The following is a 22,129-nucleotide window of genomic DNA, read 5'->3' on the forward strand; positions in this document are numbered from 1 at the left end:
GTTGGTCAGCCCTTCGTGGCACCGGCCGCGATGCCGGTGACCAGCGAGCGCTGGAGGAGCAGATAGACGATCAGGCTGGGGAGCAGGGCGATGACCGCACCGGCCAGCACCACCCCGGCCCCGACCTCGGGGTCGGTGCGCAGGATGGAGAGGGCGACGGTGACCGTGTAGTCGGTGGGGTCCTTGGCGGCGATCAGGGGCAGCAGGTACTGGTCCCAGATCATGATGAAGCCGAGCACACCGGCCACGCCGAGCGCGGGCCTGCACAGCGGCAGGATGATCTGCCACAGCAGCCGCAGCTCGCCGACGCCGTCGATGCGGGCCGCTTCCTCGATCTCGGTCGGGATGTCCTTCATGAACTCGGTCAGCATCATCACCGAGAATCCCCACGCGCCGAGCGGCAGGATCACCGCCCACACCGTGCCCTTCAAGTCCAGCCCCACGACCGGGACATGGCCGAGGACCAGGGACAGCGGGATCGCGATGACCTCCTCGGGGAGCATCATCGTCAGCATGAACAGGGTGAGGATCAGCGCCTGCCCGCGGAAGCGGTGCCGGGCCAGCGCGTAGGCGGCGAGCACCGAGACCGCCAGCTGGAGCAGCAGGCCGCCGCCCGCGATGACCAGCGAGTTGGTGAAGTAGTCCCAGATGCCGCGCTCACCCGCCACCTTGATGTTCAGCAGGGTCGGGTGGTGCGGGAGGAAGGACAGCGACGAGCCGCTCGGGTTCTTGCTGAGCGCGCCGGAGACGATCGTCAGGAACGGCGCCGCGAAGACCGCCAGGGCGACCGCGCACAGCAGGATCCGCAGCGCGAGGCCGAGACCGGGTTTGTCGCTCCAGCCGAGCGCGGTGTCGAAGCGGGCGGGAGTGGTGTGCCGCGCCTTGGTGGCACGTCCGGCCGGGAGTGCCGGTGCCGTCGGGCGGACAGGGTCGATGACCGGGGCGCTCATCGCACGTCTCCCCTCTTGCGGAAGTAGTTGACCGTGACGGTGAGCAGCAGCGTCACGCAGAGCAGCACGACCGAGGCCGCGGAGGCGCCGCCGATGTCGTTGCGGGTGAAGCCGAGGGTGTAGGCGCGGGTCATCCATACCTCCGTCGACCCGGCGGGACCGCCGCCGGTGAGGACGTACACCTCGGTGAACACCCGCAGTCCGCGGATCGCGGCGAGCGTGAGCACGATGCCGAGGGCGGGACGGATCGCGGGGAGCGTGATGTGCCGCAGCCGCTGCCACAGCGATACGCCGTCCATCGCGGCGGCCTCGTACAACGAGCGGTCCACGCCCGCGAGTCCGGCGAGGATGATCACCATGTTGTAGGGGGCGGCCAGCCAGATGCCCATGGCCATCGTCGCCCACAGCGCGGTGTCGGGGTTGTCGAGGAACGGGACCGGGCCGATGCCGAGGAGGCCGAGGGCGCTGTTGATCAGGCCGTCGGAGGTCGGGTAGTACATCAGCCGCCACAGCTCGCCGACCACCGCGGTCGCGGTGACGACCGGCAGGAACACCGCTGTACGCACGAGCTTCAGCGAACGGGCCTGACCTTCGAGGAGCAGCGCGAGCGCGAAGCCGACCACGATCGCGCCCAGCGACTGCCCGATGCCCAGGACCAGGGTGTGGCCGACCGCGTCCTGGAAGCGGTGATCGCTCAGCACGCGCGTGTAGTTGTCGAGCCCGACCCACTTGTCGCCGAGGAAGGGCCGCACCTTGAAGAAGCTGAGCCAGACGCCCTTGCCCATCGGCACGAACTTGAAGACGAGGGCGAGCAGCAGTCCCGGAGCGAGGAACAGCCACGGCAGGACGGCCTTCTTGCTCAGCCCTCCGCGCCTCACCGGCGCGTTCACGGTAGCGGTCATGTCAACAGGTCCTGGTCCTTGAGGTCACCGGAGAGGGTGTCGTCGAGCTCCTTGAGGCTGGAGCGGACATCGCTGCCGCAGTAGGTGAAGATCGCGTTGAGGCTGTCCGCGGTGTCCTGCTTGATCGGCGCGAAGTCGGGGGCGTTCGGGAACTGCTCGGACGCGGTCTCGTACGCCTTCTGTACGACGCTCCAGCGCGGGTCGTCGCGGACCTTCGCCGCGTCCAGGGTGGAGTTGGTGGGGATGCGGACGACGGGCTGGTGGCCGTCGACGCTGGTCATGGCGATCCGCTGGCCCTCGGGGGAGATGAGGAAGGCGGCAAGTGCCTGTTCCTGCGCGGTCTTTCCGGTCCTGGCGCCGAAGTAGACGTTCTCGCCGTCGGCCAGTACGTCGGAGCCGGCCGGGCCGGCGGGGGCCGGGACGACCTCGTACTTGTCCTTGCCGGGCGTCGTGTCGAAGGTGGCGATGTTGTACGGGCCGGTCATGTACATACCGGCGTTGCCGTCCTGGAAGTTGGTGGCGGTGCCGGTGACGGCGCTGACCGCCCCGGGCTGGAGGACGCCCTTGGCGCCGCAGAAGAGGTTGTCCTTCATCCAGGTGACGGTTCGTATCGCCGCCGCGGAGTCCATCGCGGGCCGGTAGCCGCCGTCCCCGTCGGGCTCGATGATCTGTGCGCCGCCCTGCCACAGGAAACTGGCGCCCCACCAGGCGGCGTAGCCGTTCTGGGCGCTGCCCGGCGCGACGATGCCGTACGTGTCGGCCTTGCCGTCGCCGTCCGGGTCCCGGGTCGCGAAGGCCTTGGCCACCTCGAGCATTTCCTGCCAGGTCGTCGGCGCCTTGAGACCGAGCTTCTTCAGCCAGTCCGTACGGATCATCAGGGTCTGGGCCTGGCGGGAGTACGGGATGCCGTAGTGCTTGCCGTCCAGGCCCACCGTCGATGCCCATGACTTCGCGGTGATCTGGTCGTGGCCCGCGATCGAGGCGGGGTCGATCGGCTTGAGCAGGCCCTGGCTCTGGTAACTGCCCATCAGAGCCGTGTCGTTGATCATGACATCGGGCAGGTCCTTGGTGGACGCCCGGGCCTGCAGCTGCTGGTCGAAGTTGATGACCGGCTGGTAGTCGACCTTGATGCCGGTCTTCTTGGTGAAGGCGGCGAAGACGCGGTCGTAGGTGGCGGCCGAGTCCGGGTTGCTCCGGGTCCACACCTCGAGCGTGTTCGGGTCGCTGCTGCCGGCGCTGCTGGACCCCGAGCCACAGGCGGCCGCTGCGAACGCGAGCCCCGCGGTGGCGAGGGCGGCGGCCAGGCGGCGACGTCGTCGGCGATCGCCCATGGGCACCTCCGTTCATATCCGTGAACTTGCTTCACGAATCTAAATGACGGCTCAAGTTACGAATCGTTTCATTCGCATGTCAAGACATGACTGGTTGATTTCACCGGACCTCTGCATGGTGTCCGGCTGGTCGAACCAGGACGGGTCGAGGGGGCCGCTGTGAGCACACAGAGAACCGGCGTGGCCGAGGCCACGCCGGTTCTCTGTGATGAGGTGATGAAGTGGAAGTGCGGATCACACAGGGCGAACCGTGATGCGGATCGCCGCCTCCCCGGCGTTGTGGATCGACTCCTCGCGGATGACCGAGCCCGGGCCCGGCGCGTGGATCATCAGGCCGTTGCCGGTGTAGATGCCCACGTGGCTGAAGTTGTCGTGGAAGAAGATCAGGTCCCCGGGGCGGCTCTCCGCGAGCGGGACCACCGTGCCGGCGCTCGCCTGCTCCCGCGTCGAGCGCGGCAGGCTCACCCCGGCGGCCTTCCAGGCGGCCTGCGTGAGTCCGGCGTTGTCGTACGACTCCGGTCCGACCGCACCCCACAGACACGGCCGCCCGATCTGCGCCCGCGCGAACGCGATGGCCCGGTCGGCCTTGGTGCCGGTGGACGTCTCGACGGCCGGTACGCCGGTGTCGAGCACGCTCGGCTGCCGCGGCCGCCACTCCTCGACCGCGGGTACGCCGGTGTCGAGCACGCTGGGCTGCTGAAGCCGCCACGCCTCCTCGGCGGCCCGACGAGCGTCCTCGGCGGACCCCTGCCAGCCGAGCTGGACCGGCTGCGCGGCGAGGGCGCCGGCCTGCCAACCGGTCTGGGAGGGCTGGGCTTCCACGGCGCCGGTCTGCCAACCGGCCTGGGACGGCTGGGCCTCCATGGTGCCGGTCTGCCAACCGAGCTGCGTGGGCTGGGCTTCCACGGCACCGGTCTGCCAACCGGCCTGCGCTTGGGGGACCGCGGCTTGCCAGGCGGCCTGAGGCTGGGCCGTCTGGCTCTCCATGACGGGCGTCTGCCAGGGGGCCTGGGACGGCTGGGCCGCCAGGGCTCCGGCAGTCTCCCAGCCGGTCTGGGCCGACTGGGGTCCGACGGCAGGGGTCCGCCAGCCGGTCTGAGGCGACTGGGCTTCGGCGCCGGAAGTCTGCCAGGAAGCCTGGGCCGACTGCACTCCGTTACCGGAGGCCTGCCACGCGGCCTGGCTCGGCTGAGCTCCGGCGACAGGGGTCTGCCAGGAGGTCTGGCCCGACTGAACCCCGGCGGCGGGCGTCTGCCACGCGTCCTGGGCGGGCTGGGCCGCGACCGCGGGCATCCAGTCGACCTGCGTCGGCTGGGCCTCCAGCGCCGCCGCCGGCTGCGGGACGGTCTGCGTCGGCTGCGGCGACGCGATGGCCGCCCGCGGTGCCGCGGTCTGACGGGCCGTGTACCGGTACAGCAGGTCGCTGGCCGCCGCGATCTTCCGCTGACTCCGCTGCTTGGACTGCCGCAGCGTGGACTGCTTCGGCTCGGCGGCCGGGATGGTCAGGGCCGGTACGGACCCCCGACGCTGCTGTGGTATTGCGGGAAGCGCGGCCGTGGGGCTCGCGGTCGGCTCGGGCGGGGAGCCTGCGGTGAGCTCGGCCACGGGACCCGCGGTGAGCTGGGCGGCAGGGCCCGCGGTGAGCTCGGCCACCGGGCGCCGGGTGCCCCCGGCCGGAAGCTCCAGCGCGGGCGCACGGCCCGCCGCCTCCAACTCGCGCCCGCCACGCGCCCGTTCACCGGTGCGCTCGGCCGGTCGCTGCGCCGGACGCGCGGGTCGGGCCCCGGCGTCGGGCATGCGGTCGGCCGGCAGGATCGCCGGGACCGTCGGCCCCAGCGAGGCACGCGCCGCGCCGAACCACTGCCGGGCGATGTTGTCCAGGTCGGGATCCGAGGACCGTCCCCCGCCGCCTCCACGTCCACCCGCCGGGGCGCCACGCCCCCGCGTTCCCGTCGACTGCGTGCGCGTGAGGTTGAACTGGCCGGTGTCGCTCTCGGCCCGGTCGTAGAGGCTGCTCACCCGCTGGCTGACGTCCTCGCGGCTCGGCCGCTCGACTTCCGCCGGGGGCGCTGCGTCGGCGGTCTGCGAAAGCACGGCCACCGAGGTGAGTGCCGCCGTCGCGAGGGCGGAATTGCGCATGCCGGGGAGGCCGAAGCCTCCCGCGCGCGGACTTCGATCCGGCGCCATGGGAGCCGTACTCCTTCCGTACTCCGCCTACCGAGTTAGCTGTCGGGTTCGGGCGGTCGATCCGGAAGGCTAGCCCTACGGCCCTTGCCCCGGAGGGCAGTTGGGCCGATTCACCCCATCGTTCGGTTGGGTCCCCGGCTCCGGCTGCCGTACGGCGCACCGGACTCGGCGGAGGCCGCGCGCCCCGACGGGGTTCGTCGGAGGAAGTCGAACGGCCTGGGCGTCAACTTAGCCAACTTGTGCGCCCCGTGTGAAGGTTGAGGTGTGAAATGTCCGATACGCTTTTGTGACATTCGTCGTGACGCGGTGTCAGAACCGTGTGCCGCGCACACAACGGCGTCGCACGGCGACCGACAGTGGTCGCGCCTCAGCGGCGCTCGTCCTTCGCCGCCCGCTCCGCGTTCCGCTTCTTGATCCGCGCGCCCTCCTTGCGGACCTCCGCCTGGGTGGCGCGCTCCTTCTGCAGCCACTCGGGCTCCTCCTGCTTGAGGGCCTCGATCTGCTCGGTGGTGAGCGGCTCGGTGACGCCGCCGCGGGCGAGACCGGCGATGGAGACACCCAGCTTCGCCGCGACGACCGGACGCGGGTGCGGGCCCTTGGCGCGCAGCTCGCGGAGCCACTCGGGCGGGTTCGCCTGCAGCTCGTCGAGCCGGGCGCGCGAGACGGCACCCGCACGGAACTCTTCGGGGGTGGCCTCGAGGTACACACCCAGCTTCTTGGCCGCGGTCGCGGGCTTCATCGTCTGGGCGGTCTGGTGCGACTTCATGGGGTCAAGGGTATCGATCGTGTGGGGGACCGCCGACCACGGACGGTAACCTGGCGGGGTGACAGGCTCGGAAGCATCCCCGACGTTCCGGCTTGCGTACGTTCCGGGGACGACTCCCGCCAAGTGGGTGCGGATCTGGAACGAGCGCCTGCCCGACATCCCGCTGACCCTCGTCGCCGTGACGGCGGCGCAGGCGCCCGAGGTGCTGCGCGGTGGTGAGGCGGACGCGGGTCTGGTACGGCTTCCCGTCGACCGTACGTTCTTCAGCGCGATCCCGCTCTACACCGAGACGACGGTGGTCGTGGTCCCCAAGGATCACGTGATCACCGCGGCGGAGGAGGTCACGGTCGCCGACCTGGCCGACGAGGTGCTCTTCCACCCGCTGGACGACGTCTTCGACTGGGACGCCCCGCCCGGCGAGCCCGCCTTCGAGCGCCCGGCCACCACGGAGGACGCGATCGAGTTGGTGGCGGCCGGCGTGGGCCTCCTCGTCGTCCCCCAGTCCCTGGCCCGCCTCCACCACCGCAGGGACCTCACCTACCGCCCGGTCGTGGACGCCCCCCAGTCCGGTGTCGCCCTGTCCTGGCCCGAAGAGGCGACCACGGACATGGTCGAGGACTTCATCGGCATCGTCCGCGGCCGCACCGTCAACAGCTCCCGGGGCCGCAAGGCGGAGGAGGCCCAGCCGAAGGAGAAGTCGACGGACAAGGCGGGAACCCGCCGCAAGCAGACGCCCGGGAAGGCGACGCCGGCGAAGGCGGCGGGGCGGGGCGGCGCTCGGGGCGGCGGGGGCGCACCGAAGAGCGCCAAACGGGGCAAACCACGCCGCCGCTCCTAGCGATACTCCGCACGCGGATCGATCGTCCCCCGGACGCCGTCGATAGTGCCGGCCCGGCGACGGATTCTTCCCGGCCCCGACCGACCGCTGTCGCCCGCACCCGTGTCTCCGGCCCCGGCCCCCGCCGATCGCTCTCGCCCCACCGGTGTCCCGGCCCCGGCCGATCGCTCGCCCCCACCCGTGTCCCTGGCCTCGCCCGGCGTCCTCGCCCACGGCGGCGCAGGATCTCACTTCGGCGGCAGCCCAGCCGCGAAGCCGTACCCCTCCTCGATCCACTCACCCAGCGTCTCGTCCTCGGACACGGCGGAGCCCGTGACGACCACCCAGCCCCGCATCGGGCGCCCGGTCATGTCGAACAGCCGTGCCCCGGGTCGCGCCAGCGCCGCGTCCGTCGCGTCCGGGCCGACCCGGACCATCAGGTCGTCGCCGGTCACTCCGACGGCCATGTTGCCGCGCAGCAGGAAGGCGATCCCGCCGAACATCCGCTTCTCCGCGACGTCCGGATCCCCGCCCAGCCGCTGCCGGATCCGCTCCGCGAGTCCTTCGTCGTACGCCATGAGCCCTCAATCCGTGCGTTGGGTGAGTCTGTGTTCCAGGTCGCGCAGGTCCTTGCGGATCGAGGAGCGGACCTGGCGGGCGAGCAGCGGCCCCGCCACCCGGTAGAAGCCGCCCGAGCCTCCCTGGACCCGGATGCGGGCGAGGGTGCCGCCGCCGGGGTGCGGCTCGAAGGCGTAGGTGACGTGCATGGGCATCGGCCCGGCCACCGACACCATGTCGAGCAGGCGCGGGAAGTCGTACGCGTCCACCCGCAGCACGTAGTCGATGCGCCGGCCCAGGAAGTACGCCGTGCGGGTGACCTCGGCGCCGACGCCGAAGCCGCCTCCGTCCGCCTCCCGGGTCAGCTCCGCCGTACGGATGCCCTGCGTCCACTCGGCGTCGTGACGCCAGTCCATCGCATACTCGGCCACCCGCTCGGGCGACACCGGAAGCACGCGTTCCGCGGTCACGTCGATGCTCATCGTGAGTCCGCCTTCGCCGTGTGGGTGCCGATACGGCCAGGATCCCGCGTTCCGCCCGCGAACGCGCGCCGCCGGGACGACGGCGGCCTGCTCAGGACACGAAGGTCGCCTCCCACGCCGTAGTCACCGGTGGGCAGCCCGGCGTTGGCACGGAAGACCTGGAGCAGCCGGTTCACGTCGTAACGCGCTGCCCGGCTACACGTCGAAGTAGAGCTCGAACTCGTGTGGATGCGGACGGAGTTGGAGAGGCGCGATCTCGTTCGTCCGCTTCAGGCCGATCCAGGTCCCGATCAGGTCGGACGTGAAGACATCGCCTTGGAGGAGGTACTCGTGGTCCGCCTCCAGTGCGTCCAGCACGGACGGCAGATCGGTCGGCACCTGCGGGACGCTAGCGTGCTCCTCCGGGGCGAGTTCGTAGAGGTCCTTGTCCACCGGCTCCGGCGGTTCCGTCTTGTTCTTGATGCCGTCCAGGCCCGCCAGGAGCATCGCCGAGAACGCCAGGTACGGGTTGCAGGACGGGTCCGGGGCGCGGAACTCCAGCCGCTTCGCCCGCGGGTCGGCGCCGGTGATCGGGATGCGGATGCAGGCCGAGCGGTTGCGCTGGGAGTAGACCAGGTTGACCGGGGCCTCGAAGCCGGGGACCAGGCGGTGGTACGAGTTCACCGTCGGGTTGGTGAAGGCGAGCAGCGACGGCGCGTGCCTGAGGAGGCCGCCGATGTAGTGGCGGGCGGACTCCGACAGACCGGCATAGCCCTCCTCGTCGTAGAAGAGCGGGGCGCCGCCCTGCCAGAGGGACTGGTGGGTGTGCATGCCGGAGCCGTTGTCGCCGAAGATCGGCTTGGGCATGAAGGTGGCGGTCTTGCCGTTGCGCCACGCGACGTTCTTGATGACGTACTTGTACAGCTGCAGGTCGTCGGCCGCGTGCAGCAGGGTGTTGAACCGGTAGTTGATCTCGGCCTGGCCCGCCGTACCGACCTCGTGGTGCTGCTTCTCCACCAGGATGCCGGCCTTGATCAGTTCGAGGGTCATCTCCGCGCGCAGGTCTGCGAAGTGGTCGACCGGCGGGGCCGGGAAGTAGCCGCCCTTGTAACGGACCTTGTAGCCGCGGTTGTCCTCCAGCGCCCCGGTGTTCCAGGCACCCGCCTCCGAGTCGACGTGGTAGAAGGCCTCGTTGGTCTTCGTCTCGAAGCGGGCCGAGTCGAAGACGTAGAACTCCGCCTCCGGGCCGAAGTAGGCCGCGTCCGCGATCCCCGTCGAGACCAGGTACGTCTCCGCCTTCTTCGCCACGTTGCGCGGGTCGCGGCTGTACTGCTCGCCGGTCACCGGGTCGTGTATGAAGAAGTTGACGATCAGGGTCGTGTCCTTGCGGAACGGATCCAGGCGGGCTGTCTGGAGGTCAACGCGCAGGGCCATGTCGGACTCGTGGATGGCCTGGAAACCGCGGATCGACGAGCCGTCGAAGGCGAGTTCACCGTCCGGGTCGAAGATCCCCACCGGCACCGTGAAGTGCTGCATGATGCCCGGTACGTCGCAGAAGCGGACGTCCACGAACTTCACGTCCTCGTCCGCGATGAACTTCCTGGCTTCCTCGGTGTTCTGGAACATCCGACTCACCGTCCGTGTGGCGGGGCGTGCCCTGCTGTGCACTGTAGGCACCGGGCCCGGACCCGGGAAGGCGGCCGGCGGCCCGGGACGGCAGCTCGCGAGGGGGTGGTCGCTTTCGGGTGGTCCGCGCCGCTTCGGGTGGCACAATCGGCCGCGTGGACCGGGGGATCCTCGAACGTGAGCCCGAACTGGCGCGACTGGCCACGGCCGCACGCGAGGCGGCGGCCGGTGCCGGTTCGGTGGTGCTCGTCTTCGGCGAGGCGGGAATCGGCAAGTCGAGCCTGGTGAGAGCCATGCCGGAGCGGCTGCCCGAGCAGGCCCGGGTGCTCGTCGGCCAGTGCGACGACCTCGCCACCCGGCGGCCCCTCGGCCCGTTCCGCGACCTGGTCGGCAGCGTCGGCGCCGAGCTGGCCCGCGCCGTGACCGAGGGTGGCGACCGTCACCGCGTCTACGAGGCGCTGCACGGTGAGCTGGCGGTGACTCCGCATCCCGCAGTACTCGTCGTCGAGGACGTCCACTGGGCCGACGAGGCCTCCCTGGACGCCCTGCGCTTCCTGGTCCGCCGCATGGAGCGGCTGCCCGCGCTGCTCGTCCTCACCTACCGCGACGACGAGCTGAGCAGCGGCCACCCCCTGCGCCACCTCCTCGGCCAGGTGTCCCGCGCGCCCCGCGTGCACCGGATGCCCCTGGCCCGGCTCTCCCTGGACGCCGTACGCACACTGAGCGGAGCCGGCCGGCTCGACCCGGCGCAGGTGTACGAGGTGACGTCCGGCAACCCCTTCTTCGTCGCCGAGGTGCTGGCCGCGGGCGGCACCGGGGGCGTGCCCCCGACGGTCGTGGACGCCGTACTCGCACGGCTGCGCGGGCTCGAACCCGTCACCGTCGACGCGCTGGAGCAGCTGGCCGTCGTCCCCTCGGCGGTCGAGCGCCCGCTGGTCGACGTACTGCTCCAGGGCTGTGTCGCCCCGCTAGTCGAGGCCGAGCAGCGGGGGCTGCTGACGGTGACCCCGGAGCGGGTGGCGTTCCGGCACGAGCTGATCCGCCGGGCCGTCGCCGACTCCGTGCCCGCCGCCCGGCGCATCGACCTCGACCGCAACGTCCTCGCCGCGCTCGTCGCCCGCCCCGGCTCCGACGCCGCCCGCATCGTCCACCACGCCGCCCAGGCCGGCGACCAGGACGCCATCGCCCGCTACGGCCCCGACGCAGCCCGCGACGCCGCATCCGCCGGCGCCCACCGCGAGGCCGCCGCCCAGCTCCGGCTCGTACTGCGGCAACGCGGCCGCTACGGGCCGCCCGACCTCGCCGACCTGCTCGAACGCTACGCCGTGGAGAGCTACACCATCGCCGACTCGGCCGCCGCCGTCGCCGCCCAGCGCGAGGCGGTCGCGCTGCGCCGCTCGCTCGGCGACACCCTCGCGCTCGGCGCCGACCTGCGCTGGCTGTCCCGCATCCATTGGTGGGCCGGCGACGCCGACGAGGCCCAGGATGCCGCCCGCGAGGCCGTCACCGTCCTGGAGCACGCGGGCGACGACCGGCTGCTGGCCCTCGCCGTCAGCAACATCGCACAGCTGCGCATGCTGTCCGACCGCTACCCCGAGGCCGTCGAACACGCCGAGCGCGCCATCGCGCTGGCCCGGAAGACCGAGGACGCGGCGATCCTCTCGCACGCCCTCAACAACCAGGGCAACGCCCGCTGGCGGGGCGGCGACCCCAGCGGGCGCAAGCAGCTGGAGGAGAGCCTCGACGTCGCCCTCGGCGCCGGCGAGGTCGAACACGCCTGCCGCGCCTACGCCAACCTCATCTGGACCCTGCTCGACAACCTCCAGTACGCCGAGGCCGACCGCTATCTGCCCCCGGCCATGGACCTGGCCGACCGCGCCGAACACCTCGGCTTCCTCACCTACCTCCACGTCGAACTGGCGATACGCCGGCTCGCCGCCGCCGACTGGGAGGACGCCGAGCGGCACGCCGAGTTCGGCATCCACGACTTCCTGCCCGCCCGCTGCCCCGCCCTGACCGTCCTCGCCCGCGTCCGCACCCGCTGCGGCCGCCCCGGCGCCGGTGAACTCCTGGCCGAGGCCCAGGAGATCGCCGTACGGACGAGGGAACTCCAGCGCACCGGGCCCGTCGCCGCCGCACTCGCGGAGGCGGCCTGGCTGCGCGGCGACCACGCGGCCGTGATCGAGGCCGTCGCCCCGGTGTACGCCGAGGCGCGGCACCTGACGGGCGTGCCCTACCGTGCCGAGCTCGGGTACTGGCTCGCGAAGGCCGGTCAGCCCGTCCCGATCGAGGACTCCGGTCATCCGTACGCCCTCCAGGCCCGCGGCTGCTGGCGGGAGGCCGCCGCGCTCTGGCAGGACGCCGGCTGCCCCTACGAGCACGCCGCCGCCGTCGCCGAGAGCCCGCACCCGGCCGACAAGCTCGCCGCCCTCGCCGAACTCGACGCCCTCGACGCCGAACCGCTGGCCCGCCTCGTCCGCACCGAACTGCGCCGGCTCGGTGTACGGCGCATCCCGCGCGGCCCGCTCGCGGCGACCCGCGGCAACCCGGCCGGTCTCACCGAACGCCAGCTCCAGGTCATGCGGCTGCTCGCCGAAGGCCTGACCAACGCCGAGATCGCCGCCCGGCTCGTCGTGTCCGTCCGTACCGTCGACAACCACGTACGAGCGGTCCTCGACAAACTCGACGCGCCCTCCCGGCGCCACGCCGCCGTCCGTGCCGAGCAGCTGGGACTGCTGCCCGGACGTGAAACGTAGGTACCCAGGGGGCCGAGCTAGGTGATGCGCACGGATGCCCGCACTCGCGCAACACGAGTAGAACGTGCGGATCGGCCCGAACTCCGAACAAACGGGGGATACCGCATGTCCAGCACTATCGCCCAGGCGGCACGACGGGAACTGACGGACTTCACCGGGGAGTTGATCTCCCCGGAGGACTCCGGCTACGAGGAGGCCCGCGCCGTCTACAACGCGATGATCGACCGGCGTCCCGCCCTCGTCGCGCGCTGCGCCGACGCGGACGCCGTCGCCCGCGTGATCGGCTTCGCCCGCGCACACGACCTGCCCCTCGCCATCCGAGGCGGCGGCCACCACGGGGCCGGCATGGGCACCGTCGACGGGGGAGTGGTCGCCGACCTCTCACCCCTGAAGGAGGTCCGCGTCGACCCGGAGGCCCGCACCGTCCGCGTCGGCGGTGGCTGCGTCTGGGGCGAGGTGGACCGCGCCACCAACACCTACGGCCTGGCCACGCCCAGCGGCATCGTCTCCACCACCGGCGTCGGCGGCATCGCCACCGGCGGCGGGCTCGGCCACCTCACCCGCAAGTGCGGACTGACCATCGACAACATCCTGGAAGCCGACGTCGTCCTCGCCGACGGACGCCAGGTGCGCGCGAGCGCCGAGGAGAACGCCGACCTGTTCTGGGCGCTCCGCGGAGGCGGCGGCAACTTCGGCGTCGTCACGTCGTTCCTGTTCCGGCTGCACAAGATCGACACGGTCGTCGCCGGGCCGACCTTCTGGCCCGTCGAGATCAGCGCCGACGTCCTCACCGCCTACCGGGACTTCCTCCCGAACGCACCCCGCGAACTCAACGCCTTCTTCCTGTACGGCACGGTCCCGCCGGCCCCGCCGTTCCCCGAGGAGATCCAACTGCGCAAGACGGCCGGCGTGGTGTGGTGCTACACCGGCGACGACAGCGCGGCCGCCGCCCGCGAGATGGCCCCGCTGCTCGACGCACTGCCGGAGCCGATGCTGCACGCCGCCGGGCCGATGCCGCACCCGGACCTGCAGTCCATGTTCGACGGGCTCTACCCGCCGGGCCACCAGTGGTACTGGCGTGCCGACTTCGTCGACGAGATCTCCGACGAGGCCGTCCAGCTGCACGCCAAGTTCGGCGCCGAGGTGCCGACCGTCCAGTCGACCATGCACCTCTACCCGATCGACGGCGCCGCCCACGACGTGGGCCCCGACGAGACCCCCTGGGGCTACCGGGGCGCCACCTGGTCGACCGTCTACGCCGGCGTCGACCCCGACCCGGCCAACGCCGAGCTGATCAAGCGCTGGGCGGTCGACTACTCCGACGCCCTGCACCCGTACTCGGCGGGCGGCGCCTACGTGAACATGATGATGGACGAGGGCCAGGAGCGCGTCCGCGCCAGCTACCGCGGCAACTACGAGCGGCTGGCCCGCATCAAGGCGGAACTCGACCCGGAGAACGTGTTCCGGCTCAACCAGAACATCCGGCCGAGCTGACCGACGGTCCTTCGAAGAGGCGGTGCCCCGGGCGGGGGACGGGGCACCGCCAACCCCCTGCCCACACGCGGATGTTGAGGCCGCTCACCTCGCCTGCCTAAGGTGATCGGCGCTCACATTCGACCGTTCGGCAGGAGGGCGCCGTGCCCGATGACCTTTTCTCCCCACTGGAGTTGCGCTCCGGGCCGGTCCTGTCCAACCGGATCGCCAAGGCGGCCATGGAGGAGGGCATGGCCGGCCGTGCTCAACTGCCCGACGAGCGGCTGCCGTCGCTGTACCGGCGCTGGGGCCGAGGCGGCGCAGGCCTGCTGATCACCGGCAACGTCATGGTGCACGCCGAGGCGCTGACCGGGCCCGGCGGCGTCGTCCTCGACGAGACCTCACCCCTGGAGCCCTTCGTGCGCTGGGCCGAGGCCGGCAAGGCCGGGGGTGCGGCGCTGTGGATGCAGATCAACCATCCCGGCCGGCAGATGCAGGCCGAGATGCCCGGAGTCGTATGGGGACCCTCGGCGGTGGGCGTCGAGGCGGGCCGGCACAGCAAGCGGTTCGGGCGGCCGGTCGCGATGACGGAGGAGCAGATCGCCGCCACGGTCGAGCGGTTCGCGGTGACGGCGGCGCGCGCCGAGGAGGCCGGCTTCGACGGCGTGGAAGTCCACGCCGCGCACGGATACCTGCTTTCCCAGTTCCTCTCACCGCTGGCCAACCGGCGCACCGACCGCTGGGGCGGGCCGCTGGAGAACCGCGCCCGGCTGCTGCTCGACACCGTGCGGGCGATACGTGCCGTGGTGTCGCCGACGTTCGCCGTGGCTGTGAAGCTCAACTCCGCCGACTTCCAGCGCGGCGGCTTCGACGCCGACGAGGCACGGCGCGTGATCGCCCTGCTCGAACCGCTCGGCGTCGACCTCGTGGAGCTGTCCGGAGGCAGCTTCGAAAGCCCCGTGATGGCCGAGCGCTGGGCCGACGAGCGCACCGAGGCACGCGAGGCCTACTTCCTCGACCTGGCCACGGAACTCGTGGAGACCAGCCCCCTCCCGCTGATGCTGACCGGCGGCATCACCCGGCGGGAGACGGCCGAGCGGGTCCTCGCCGGCGGCGTCGCCCTGATCGGCCTCGGCACGGCCCTCGCGGCCACGCCCGACCTGCCCCACCGCTGGCGCCAAGGCCGGGAAGCGGACGGCAGGTTGAAGATGGCGACCTGGTCCGACAAGCTCCTCGCCTCGGCCGCCGGCCTGGCCCTGGTCCGCCGCCAGCTCCACCGCCTGGCCCGCGGAGCCGAACCGTCCCTGGGCACCCATCCCGCGTACGCGCTCGTATCGGACCAACTGGCCTACTTCCGCGCCCTGCGCCGGTACCGCACCTGGCTGAACCAGCCGCGCCGGGCTCAGGCCCCCGCGGCCGACCGCACCAGCCACTCGTAGGCTCCCCGCGCCGTGAACTCCCCCTGGCCGCCCGGCAGCAGCAGGTCAGCCGTCGCGAACTCCGGTGCGTCGGCCTGTGCGGGGACGTACGGGATCGCGATGCAGCGCATCCCGGCGGCGTGCGCGGCGGCGGCGCCGGGGGCCGCGTCCTCCAGGACCACGCAGTCGGCGGGATCGGCGCCGAGCCGCCGGGCCGCTTCCAGGAAGACGTCCGGAGCGGGCTTGCCCCGGGGGACCTCGTCGGCGGACACGACCGTGCGCAGGTACGCGCTCAGTCCCGTACCCGCCAGGATCGCCTCGATGGCTTCGGGGGAGCTGCCCGAGGCCACGGCCATAGGTACGCCCTCGGTCGCGAGCAGCTCCACGAACTTCCGCATCTCCGGGTACGCGCGCGTGGCCGTGCGGGCCAGTTCCAGATAGCGGCGGTCGGTGGCGGCCAGAAGCTCGGAGACGGAGGCGGCCAGGCCGTACTCCCGCTTCCACAGGGCGGCCGTCTCCCGCGTGCTCACGCCGACGTACCGCTCGTGCTCGGCCCAGGTGAAGTCCGGGACACCGTGCTCGGCGAGGGTCAGCCGGCCCGCCTCGTAGTAGTTCGGCTCGCTGTCCACGAGCGTTCCGTCGAGATCGAAGACGACCGAGATTCCACCGAGCCTGTTCATGTCCCCAGCATGGCAAAGAACACGCACGGGCCTGGCGGAGGTCACTTGCGGGCCGCGCGGCCGATCGACTCGACCAGCGGCAGCAGCCGCTGCGGCACCCGCTCGCGCAGGGCCACCTCGGTGCGGGTGCGGACGACCCCGGGCAGGCTGATCAGCTTCTGGATCACGTCCTCCAGATGGGCGTTGTCGCGCGCCACGACCCGGGTCAGCAGATCCCCGCCGCCCGTGATCGAGAACGCCTCGACGATCTCCGGTACGGCGGCCAGCGCGTCCCCCACGTCGTCCAGGTGGCCCTGGGTGACCTCGATGTGCACGAACGCGAGCACCGGGTGGCCGAGCGCGGCGGGGGACAGCGTCGGGCCGGTTCCGGTGATCACGCCGTCACGCTCCAGGCGGTCGAGCCGGGCCTGCAGGGTGCCGCGGGCGACGCCGAGGACGCGGGCGTACTCGCGCACGCTGGTGCGGGGCTGCTCAAGGAGCAGCCGCAGGATGCGGGTGTCGAGCTCGTCCACGGCCATGGTGCGCGGCCTCCTCGTGCGTTCGTGGTCCGTTGGCTCGCTCCTGGACGACCAGAGACCGAAATGTCTGTGCCAATGGTCCAGCCTATCGGGTGCCGCTTGAGCCGGCTTCCCTCCTGATGCTGCAATGTGCGAGTCGATGGCGCTGCGGACCCCGCGGCGCCTTTTTCATGCCGTTGTCCAAGAGGGGGCGAGCTGCAGTGCTCAAGAGGGTGTTCGTGGCGCCGGATCCGGGGCGGCTGCGGCTGCGCTTCGCCGCGCGGGCGGTCCTCGGCATCGGGCTCGCGGTCGCCGTCTGCGCGCTGGCCGGGCTGTCCCTCGTCGGCGCGGTCACCGGCGGGCTGGCCGCGCTGCTCGCGCTGTTCACCGTCACGGACGCCACGGTGCGCGGGCAGGCCGTCACCACCGCCCTGCTGCCCGCCGTCGGCCTCCCGGTGCTGGCCGCCGCGGCCGGCCTGCACGACCACCCGGTCGCCCGCGACCTGACCTTCCTCGCGATCATCGGCGCGGGCGTGTACGCGCGCCGCTGGGGGCCGCGCGGCCACAGCCTCGGCGTCTTCGCGTTCATGACCTTCTTCGTCGCCCAGTTCCTGCACGCGACGGCCGAGCGGCTGCCCGAGCTGTACGCCGCCGTGATCCTCTCCCTGCTCACCACGGCGGCCGTCCGCTTCGGCCTCTGGTGCTACGAGGCCCAGCTCCCGCCCGCTCCCGTACCGGCCCCGCCGACCGGTCACGGCCTGGCCCGCGTGACCACCCGCCAGGCCGTCCAGGCGACCGCCGGCGCGGGATTCGCCCTGGTCGTGGGTCAGTTGGTCTCCGGCCACCGCTGGTACTGGGCCGTCGGCGCCACCTGGTGGATCTTCGTCAACACCGCCTCGCGCGGCGAGACCCTCGTCCGCGGCTTCCGCCGGGTCCTCGGCACGGTGATCGGCATCGGCCTCGGCCTGCTCGTCGCCGTCCCGGTGAACGGAGCGGGCCTGCCCACGGTCGTCCTCCTCGCCGTCTGCGTCTTCGGGATCTTCTACTCGGCCGCCGTCTCGTACACCTGGATGATGCTGTGCGTGACGCTGCTCGCCGAGCTCCTCTACGGGCTGCTGGGCGTGCTCACCCCCGGCCTGCTCGCCCTGCGCCTCGCGGAGACCGGCGTCGGCGCGCTCGGTGCTGCCCTCGCCGTGCTGTTCGTCCTGCCGGTCACCACGCACACCACCACCGACGCGTGGATCCAGCGCGCCCTGCGCTGTGTGCGCGCGTGCACGGCGGAGGCGGCGGCCAGGCTCGCCGGTGCCGCGGACGCCGACCCGGCGGGGCGCGTGGCCGAGCTGGAGCAACTCCTGGGCCGTGTACGCCTCTCCGTCGCGCCCCTCGTGCACCCGCTCAACCCCATGCTCGGCCGCAAGCGCCGGGCCCGCCGGGTGCTGGCCCTGCTCGATGACTGCGCCCGCGAGATCCGCGGCCTGGTCGCCGTCGCCGCCGACGAGGAGGCCTCGCACGACGCCCGCCTCGCCGCGGCCTGCTGGCGCGTGGAGGCGGCGGTGGAGGCCCTGACCGGCGACGGCCGCGACGAGCTCACCGCCGTAACCCCTGAACTCCCCACGACGGCCCCGGCCCTGGCCCATCTGCACGGCCTGGAGCGGGCCCTGGCGGAGCTGGCGGCGCCCCTGCGGACGCCGTCGGGCTCGCCGCTGGTGGGGGCCTGAAGCCGGCCGGGCGGTGTCGACGGCGACCGTTCGGTGAATTCGCCGCTTCTGGTCTAGACCTCGCTTGATCGACTGCTACCGTCACCCCCGACGGCGGAGAGATCGAGAGGGGACAGCAGTGACGGACGGCGGCGGACTGCGACGGCGGGCCTTCATCGGGTCGTTCACGGCGGCCGGAGGGCCCGGGATCGTGACGGCGGCGGTGGCCGGGGGCAGCGGTGCGCTGACCGTCCTGAGCAGCGTGGACGGCGTACCCGATCCGTCGTACCTGGTGCTCGCGCCGGACGGCGGCACCCTCTACGCGGTGAGCGAGACGGCCGAGGGTGCGGTGGCCGCGTACCGGGCGACGGGGGACCGGCTGGAGCGCGCCGGGGCGTCCGTGCCCGTCGGCGGTCAGGAGCCCACTCACCTCAGCCTCTTCGCCGGTCACGTCCTGACCGCCAACTACGGCTCCGGCAGCGTCAGCGCCGTCCCCGTCCGCCCCGACGGCGGCCTCGCCGACGCCGCCTCCGCGGTGCTCCGGCACACCGGCTCGGGCCCGCACACGCGCCGCCAGCAGGGCCCGCACGCCCATCAGGTGCAGCCGGACCCGAGCGGGCGGTGGGCGGTCAGCGTCGACCTCGGGACGGACTCGGTGCGCGTGTGCACCCTGACCGACGGCGGCCTCGCCGTGCACCGGGAGACCGCCCTGCGTCCCGGCTCCGGACCCCGCCACCTGGCCTTCCACCCGGACGGCACGCGCGCGTACGTCGTCAACGAGCTCACCCCGACCGTCACCGTCTGCCGCTGGGACGCCGACAGCGGCACCCTGAAGCCGCTCACCGAGACCCAGGTGCTGCCCGGCGCCCCGGCCGGCGACGCCTACCCGTCGGGCATCGTCGCCTCGCCCGACGGCCGCTTCGTGTGGACCGCCACGCGTGGCGAGGACGTCCTGTCCACGTTCGCCGTCGAGGGCGAGGACCTCCACCTGGTCGGCACCGTCCCCTGCGGCGGCCGCTGGCCCCGGGCGATCGCCGAGACGGACGGTTTCCTGTACGTCGCGAACGAGCGCTCCGGCGAGGTCACCTGGTTCGCCCTGGACCCGGCCACGGGCCTGCCGCGCTACGAGGGCGTGATCGAGGTCCCGGCCGCGTCCTGCATCGTCTTCGACTGACCCGCGGCGCGTACGCCGAAGGGCCCGGCTCCGGAGTTCGTCGGAGCGGGCCCTTCGGCATTCCTACGGCCGTGCCGTGCGCGTCAGCGGACCGGCGCGCCCTGCGGCTGCTGCGGGGCGATGCCCAGCGCCGTCGTGTACTTGGCGAGGGCGAGCTTGCCGATCGCCGGGTAGGGGCCGAGCGCCTCGGCGGCGGAGCAGCCCGCCTCCTTGGCCGCCTCCTCGATCAGGCCCGGGTCGATCTCCGGCCCTATCAGGTACGGCGCCAGGGCCAGCTGCTGCGAGCCCGAGGCGCGCAGCTGTTCGGCCACGGACGCGATCGCTCCGTCCTGGTCCAGGGCCGCCGCCATCACCGGCACGGCCAGGCGCGCGGCGAGCAGCATGCCGGTGATCCCGGCCGCCTGCACCGCCTCGTCGCCGCCCACGGAGGCCAGGATGATCCCGTCCGCCGCGGTCGCCACGGTGAACAGCCGGGCACGGTCGGCGCGGGCCAGACCGGCCTCCGACAGCCGCACGTGCAGGGCCTCGGCGAGCAGCGGGTGCGGACCCAGCACATCGGTCAGGTCGGCCGCGACGCGGCTCTCCATGACCGCCTGGCGGATACGGCGCAGCAGCGCGCTGTCCGGACCGGCGAGCAGCGGCACCACGACCGCGACGGGGCCGTCCGGCTCCTTGACGTCGAGGCCGGCGGCCTTGGCCTGCTCGAAGCGGGCCGTGCGCTCCTCGGCGGCGTGGGCGAGCACGGTCTGGAGCGTGGGGAACTCCGCGTCGTCCCCGTCCAGGTACCCGATGCGCGCGTCGAGGCCGGGGAGCTCGGAGCGGGCGATGCTCACGACCTCCTCGGCGAGGCTGCGCGTGGCGGTGCCGGGAGTGCCCGGCACCGCGAGGACGAGCGCGGGCGCGCCCTCGGGAGCCGCCAGGGGCTCGGGTCGGCGGTGCCGCCCGGGCTGGCGAGGTCGCGGCATTCGTACTGGCAGGCCGGACGCGGGCCCAGTGGGGGAGCTCATGGCGACGCATGTTACTGGCTTCCTGGGCTCCCCTGTTCGGGGAGGGTGCAGGTGAGCGGTATCCGTCCGCTTTTGTCTGATGAGTTACGTACAGATCGGAAGTGATCGCGGGGAGGGCATCAGTCCCCCTTTGGGGTCACCACGGACAGCATCGCCGCGTCACCCGGCAGGGTGAGCGTGCCCGTGGCGAGGTCGGCCGCGATGCGCAGTGCACCTGCAAGGGGATCGCCCGCGGCCGGCACCCGCCGGGCATGTGGCAGAACTCTCGCCAACTCCGCCTCCAGCGGTACGAGGAGCGGCTCGCCCATCTTGAACAGGCCGCCGGTGAAGGCGACCAGGGGCTCGCCCTCCGCGGGGCAGACCGCGGCGGCGGACTCGGCCATGTGCCGGGCGGCCTCGCGCAGGATGCCCGCGGCGACGGGATCGTCCTCGGCGCAGACGGCGACTTCGGGCGCGAAAGTGGCGAGGACGGCGGGCCGGTCCGGGCGCGGATACAACTGACCGGGCAGCCCGGTCATGGGGCCGAACTCTTTCTCGGCGCGGGCCAGCAGCGCCTCCGATCCACCGGGCCGACCGTCGAAGGCACGCACCGCGGCCTCCAGCCCGGCCCGCCCGATCCAGGCGCCACCTCCGCAGTCGCCGAGCAGATGACCCCAACCGTCCGCGCGACGCCACCTGGTGAGATCGGTGCCGATGGCGATGAGCCCGGTGCCACCGGCGACCACGGCGCCGGGATGCGCGCCGAGCGCCCCGGAGTACGCGGTGACGGCGTCGGCGGCGAGAGCGACCGCCCGGACCCCGAACTCCCGTCCCAGCGCGCCCGGAAGCTCGGCACGCAGTCCGTCCCCCAGCGTGGCCAGCCCGGCGGCCCCGACGGCCGCCGCCCGCAACTCCGTCACCCCGCTCTCGGCCAGCAACACCCGCACCATGGGCACCAGTTGCTCCATGAGATGGCCGGGGTCGATCCCGCGCGTCCCGGTGCGCACCGGCTGCGACGACTCACGCTGGGCCAACGCGGACCGCCCAGCGGTGGCGACGACGACACGCAGCCCGGAACCACCGGAGTCGACGGCGAGAACACCGGGAGCGCCGGGACCCCGGCCGCTGGTGGTCCCTTCGGTCACGGCAGGCGCCAGTCCACCGGCTGGCCGCCCTGGCCGATCAGCAGGTCGTTGGCCCGGCTGAAGGGGCGGGAGCCGAAGAAGCCGCGGTCGGCCGACATGGGGGAGGGGTGGGCCGACTCCACCGACGGGAGGTTGCCGAGGAGCGGGCGCGCGTTGCGGGCGTCGCGGCCCCACAGGATGGACACCAGGGGCTTGCCGCGTGTGGCGAGCGCGCGTATCGCCTGTTCGGTGACCGCCTCCCAGCCCTTGTCCCGGTGGGCGCCCGGTTTGCGCGGAGCCGTCGTGAGCGCCCTGTTGAGCAACAGCACGCCCTGCCGCGTCCAGGGTGTCAGGTCGCCGTTGGACGGCTGGGGCAGGCCCAGGTCGGAGTTCAGCTCCCGGTAGATGTTGACGAGGCTGCCGGGCAGCGGTCGCACGTCCGGCGCCACCGAGAACGACAGCCCCACCGCGTGCCCCGGTGTCGGATACGGGTCCTGGCCGACGATCAGGACCCGTACGTCGTCGAAGGGCTGCTGGAAGGCTCTCAGGACATTCGGTCCGGCCGGGAGATAGGTGCGTCCCGCGGCGATCTCCGCGCGCAGGAAGTCGCCCATCTCGGCGATCCGTCCGGCTACCGGTTCCAGGGCCTGAGCCCAGCCCGCTTCGACGATTTCATGCAACGGTCGTGGTGCCACGGCGTCACCCTACTGCCGTACAGGCAGCGGA

At 72.5% G+C, this 22,129-nt stretch carries 18 protein-coding genes, 1 pseudogene and 1 riboswitch; of the genes and pseudogenes, 6 read left to right on the top strand and 13 right to left on the bottom strand.

The window, feature by feature from the left end; translation table 11 throughout:
• Positions 1-5: 5 nt before the first annotated feature.
• The 5 genes and pseudogenes from ABZ848_RS03205 to ABZ848_RS03225 form a co-directional block, all read right to left on the bottom strand.
• Positions 6-950: a carbohydrate ABC transporter permease gene (locus ABZ848_RS03205; RefSeq protein ID WP_360824402.1), complete on the bottom strand. Its 945-nt coding sequence runs from the start codon at positions 948-950 to the stop codon at positions 6-8.
• A complete protein-coding gene (locus ABZ848_RS03210) occupies positions 947-1,852 on the bottom strand; it encodes a sugar ABC transporter permease (RefSeq protein WP_360824405.1) in 906 nt (301 codons plus the stop codon). The genes ABZ848_RS03205 and ABZ848_RS03210 overlap by 4 nt, the downstream gene beginning before the upstream one ends.
• Entirely contained in the window at positions 1,849-3,183 is a 1,335-nt protein-coding gene (locus tag ABZ848_RS03215; protein WP_360824408.1) for a sugar ABC transporter substrate-binding protein, read from the bottom strand. The genes ABZ848_RS03210 and ABZ848_RS03215 overlap by 4 nt, the downstream gene beginning before the upstream one ends.
• A 234-nt stretch (positions 3,184-3,417) precedes the next feature.
• Positions 3,418-3,786, bottom strand: a pseudogene (locus ABZ848_RS03220) (C40 family peptidase); the annotation flags it as partial.
• 1,592 nt (positions 3,787-5,378) lie between these two features.
• Positions 5,379-5,551, bottom strand: a riboswitch (cyclic di-AMP (ydaO/yuaA leader).
• 186 nt (positions 5,552-5,737) lie between these two features.
• A complete protein-coding gene (locus ABZ848_RS03225) occupies positions 5,738-6,136 on the bottom strand; it encodes a DUF5997 family protein (protein WP_360824411.1) in 399 nt (132 codons plus the stop codon).
• A 58-nt stretch (positions 6,137-6,194) separates the two neighbouring features.
• On the opposite strand from ABZ848_RS03225, the gene ABZ848_RS03230 reads away from it, so the two are divergent.
• A complete protein-coding gene (locus ABZ848_RS03230) occupies positions 6,195-6,974 on the top strand; it encodes a LysR family substrate-binding domain-containing protein (RefSeq protein ID WP_360824414.1) in 780 nt (259 codons plus the stop codon).
• A 227-nt stretch (positions 6,975-7,201) separates the two neighbouring features.
• On the opposite strand, the gene ABZ848_RS03235 is transcribed toward ABZ848_RS03230, so the two are convergent.
• From ABZ848_RS03235 to glnA, 3 genes are all read right to left on the bottom strand, one after another.
• Complete coding sequence (locus tag ABZ848_RS03235; protein ID WP_360824417.1) at positions 7,202-7,531, bottom strand: TfoX/Sxy family protein; 330 nt, start codon at positions 7,529-7,531, stop codon at positions 7,202-7,204.
• Positions 7,532-7,537: 6 nt separating this feature from the next.
• Positions 7,538-7,993, bottom strand: a complete 456-nt coding sequence (locus tag ABZ848_RS03240) for an SRPBCC family protein (protein ID WP_360824420.1) — start codon at positions 7,991-7,993, stop codon at positions 7,538-7,540.
• A 195-nt stretch (positions 7,994-8,188) separates the two neighbouring features.
• Entirely contained in the window at positions 8,189-9,598 is a 1,410-nt protein-coding gene (gene glnA / locus ABZ848_RS03245; RefSeq protein ID WP_360824423.1) for a type I glutamate--ammonia ligase, read from the bottom strand.
• Between the two features lie 155 nt (positions 9,599-9,753).
• Between glnA and ABZ848_RS03250 the strand changes: the two genes are divergently transcribed.
• From ABZ848_RS03250 to ABZ848_RS03260, 3 genes are all read left to right on the top strand, one after another.
• Entirely contained in the window at positions 9,754-12,354 is a 2,601-nt protein-coding gene (locus tag ABZ848_RS03250; RefSeq protein WP_360824426.1) for an AAA family ATPase, read from the top strand.
• A gap of 105 nt (positions 12,355-12,459) precedes the next feature.
• Complete coding sequence (locus ABZ848_RS03255; RefSeq protein ID WP_360824429.1) at positions 12,460-13,848, top strand: FAD-binding oxidoreductase; 1,389 nt, start codon at positions 12,460-12,462, stop codon at positions 13,846-13,848.
• A gap of 143 nt (positions 13,849-13,991) precedes the next feature.
• Positions 13,992-15,266: an NADH:flavin oxidoreductase/NADH oxidase family protein gene (locus ABZ848_RS03260; protein ID WP_360824432.1), complete on the top strand. Its 1,275-nt coding sequence runs from the start codon at positions 13,992-13,994 to the stop codon at positions 15,264-15,266.
• Here ABZ848_RS03260 and ABZ848_RS03265 read toward each other — a convergent pair.
• On the bottom strand, positions 15,230-15,925 hold the full coding sequence (locus ABZ848_RS03265; protein ID WP_360824434.1) for an HAD family phosphatase: 696 nt from the start codon (positions 15,923-15,925) through the stop codon (positions 15,230-15,232). The two genes, ABZ848_RS03260 and ABZ848_RS03265, sit on opposite strands and share 37 nt — an antisense overlap.
• 41 nt (positions 15,926-15,966) lie before the next feature.
• Complete coding sequence (locus ABZ848_RS03270; protein ID WP_360824437.1) at positions 15,967-16,443, bottom strand: Lrp/AsnC family transcriptional regulator; 477 nt, start codon at positions 16,441-16,443, stop codon at positions 15,967-15,969.
• A 200-nt stretch (positions 16,444-16,643) separates the two neighbouring features.
• Between ABZ848_RS03270 and ABZ848_RS03275 the strand changes: the two genes are divergently transcribed.
• Positions 16,644-18,140, top strand: coding sequence for an FUSC family protein (locus ABZ848_RS03275; protein ID WP_360824440.1), 1,497 nt, complete (start codon positions 16,644-16,646; stop codon positions 18,138-18,140).
• A gap of 118 nt (positions 18,141-18,258) precedes the next feature.
• Entirely contained in the window at positions 18,259-19,293 is a 1,035-nt protein-coding gene (locus ABZ848_RS03280) for a lactonase family protein (RefSeq protein WP_360824443.1), read from the top strand.
• An 83-nt stretch (positions 19,294-19,376) separates the two neighbouring features.
• Here ABZ848_RS03280 and ABZ848_RS03285 read toward each other — a convergent pair whose 3' ends face one another.
• The 3 genes from ABZ848_RS03285 to ABZ848_RS03295 all read right to left on the bottom strand — a co-directional run bounded on the left by ABZ848_RS03285 (position 19,377) and on the right by ABZ848_RS03295 (position 22,098).
• A complete protein-coding gene (locus ABZ848_RS03285; RefSeq protein WP_360824445.1) occupies positions 19,377-20,300 on the bottom strand; it encodes a hypothetical protein in 924 nt (307 codons plus the stop codon).
• A 119-nt stretch (positions 20,301-20,419) separates the two neighbouring features.
• On the bottom strand, positions 20,420-21,424 hold the full coding sequence (locus tag ABZ848_RS03290; protein WP_360824448.1) for a BadF/BadG/BcrA/BcrD ATPase family protein: 1,005 nt from the start codon (positions 21,422-21,424) through the stop codon (positions 20,420-20,422).
• The gene (locus ABZ848_RS03295; RefSeq protein WP_360824451.1) at positions 21,421-22,098 is read right to left on the bottom strand and encodes a uracil-DNA glycosylase; all 678 of its coding nucleotides are present in this window, start codon (positions 22,096-22,098) and stop codon (positions 21,421-21,423) included. The genes ABZ848_RS03290 and ABZ848_RS03295 overlap by 4 nt, the downstream gene beginning before the upstream one ends.
• Between the last annotated feature and the right edge of the window lie 31 nt (positions 22,099-22,129).

It is taken from the genome of Streptomyces sp. NPDC047081 (assembly GCF_040643775.1).
Lineage (GTDB): Bacteria > Actinomycetota > Actinomycetes > Streptomycetales > Streptomycetaceae > Streptomyces.

Excerpts from the sequence above, each read along its gene's own strand:
- ABZ848_RS03235 (WP_360824417.1), bottom strand. The coding sequence starts at position 7,531 with ATGGCGTACGACGAAGGACTCGCGGAGCGGATCCGGCAGCGGCTGGGC.
- ABZ848_RS03225 (WP_360824411.1), bottom strand. The coding sequence starts at position 6,136 with ATGAAGTCGCACCAGACCGCCCAGACGATGAAGCCCGCGACCGCGGCC.
- ABZ848_RS03240 (WP_360824420.1), bottom strand. The coding sequence starts at position 7,993 with ATGAGCATCGACGTGACCGCGGAACGCGTGCTTCCGGTGTCGCCCGAG.
- ABZ848_RS03215 (WP_360824408.1), bottom strand. The coding sequence starts at position 3,183 with ATGGGCGATCGCCGACGACGTCGCCGCCTGGCCGCCGCCCTCGCCACC.
- ABZ848_RS03265 (WP_360824434.1), bottom strand. The coding sequence starts at position 15,925 with ATGAACAGGCTCGGTGGAATCTCGGTCGTCTTCGATCTCGACGGAACG.
- ABZ848_RS03285 (WP_360824445.1), bottom strand. The coding sequence starts at position 20,300 with ATGAGCTCCCCCACTGGGCCCGCGTCCGGCCTGCCAGTACGAATGCCG.
- ABZ848_RS03210 (WP_360824405.1), bottom strand. The coding sequence starts at position 1,852 with ATGACCGCTACCGTGAACGCGCCGGTGAGGCGCGGAGGGCTGAGCAAG.
- ABZ848_RS03255 (WP_360824429.1), top strand. The coding sequence starts at position 12,460 with ATGTCCAGCACTATCGCCCAGGCGGCACGACGGGAACTGACGGACTTC.
- ABZ848_RS03270 (WP_360824437.1), bottom strand. The coding sequence starts at position 16,443 with ATGGCCGTGGACGAGCTCGACACCCGCATCCTGCGGCTGCTCCTTGAG.
- ABZ848_RS03205 (WP_360824402.1), bottom strand. The coding sequence starts at position 950 with ATGAGCGCCCCGGTCATCGACCCTGTCCGCCCGACGGCACCGGCACTC.
- glnA (WP_360824423.1), bottom strand. The coding sequence starts at position 9,598 with ATGTTCCAGAACACCGAGGAAGCCAGGAAGTTCATCGCGGACGAGGAC.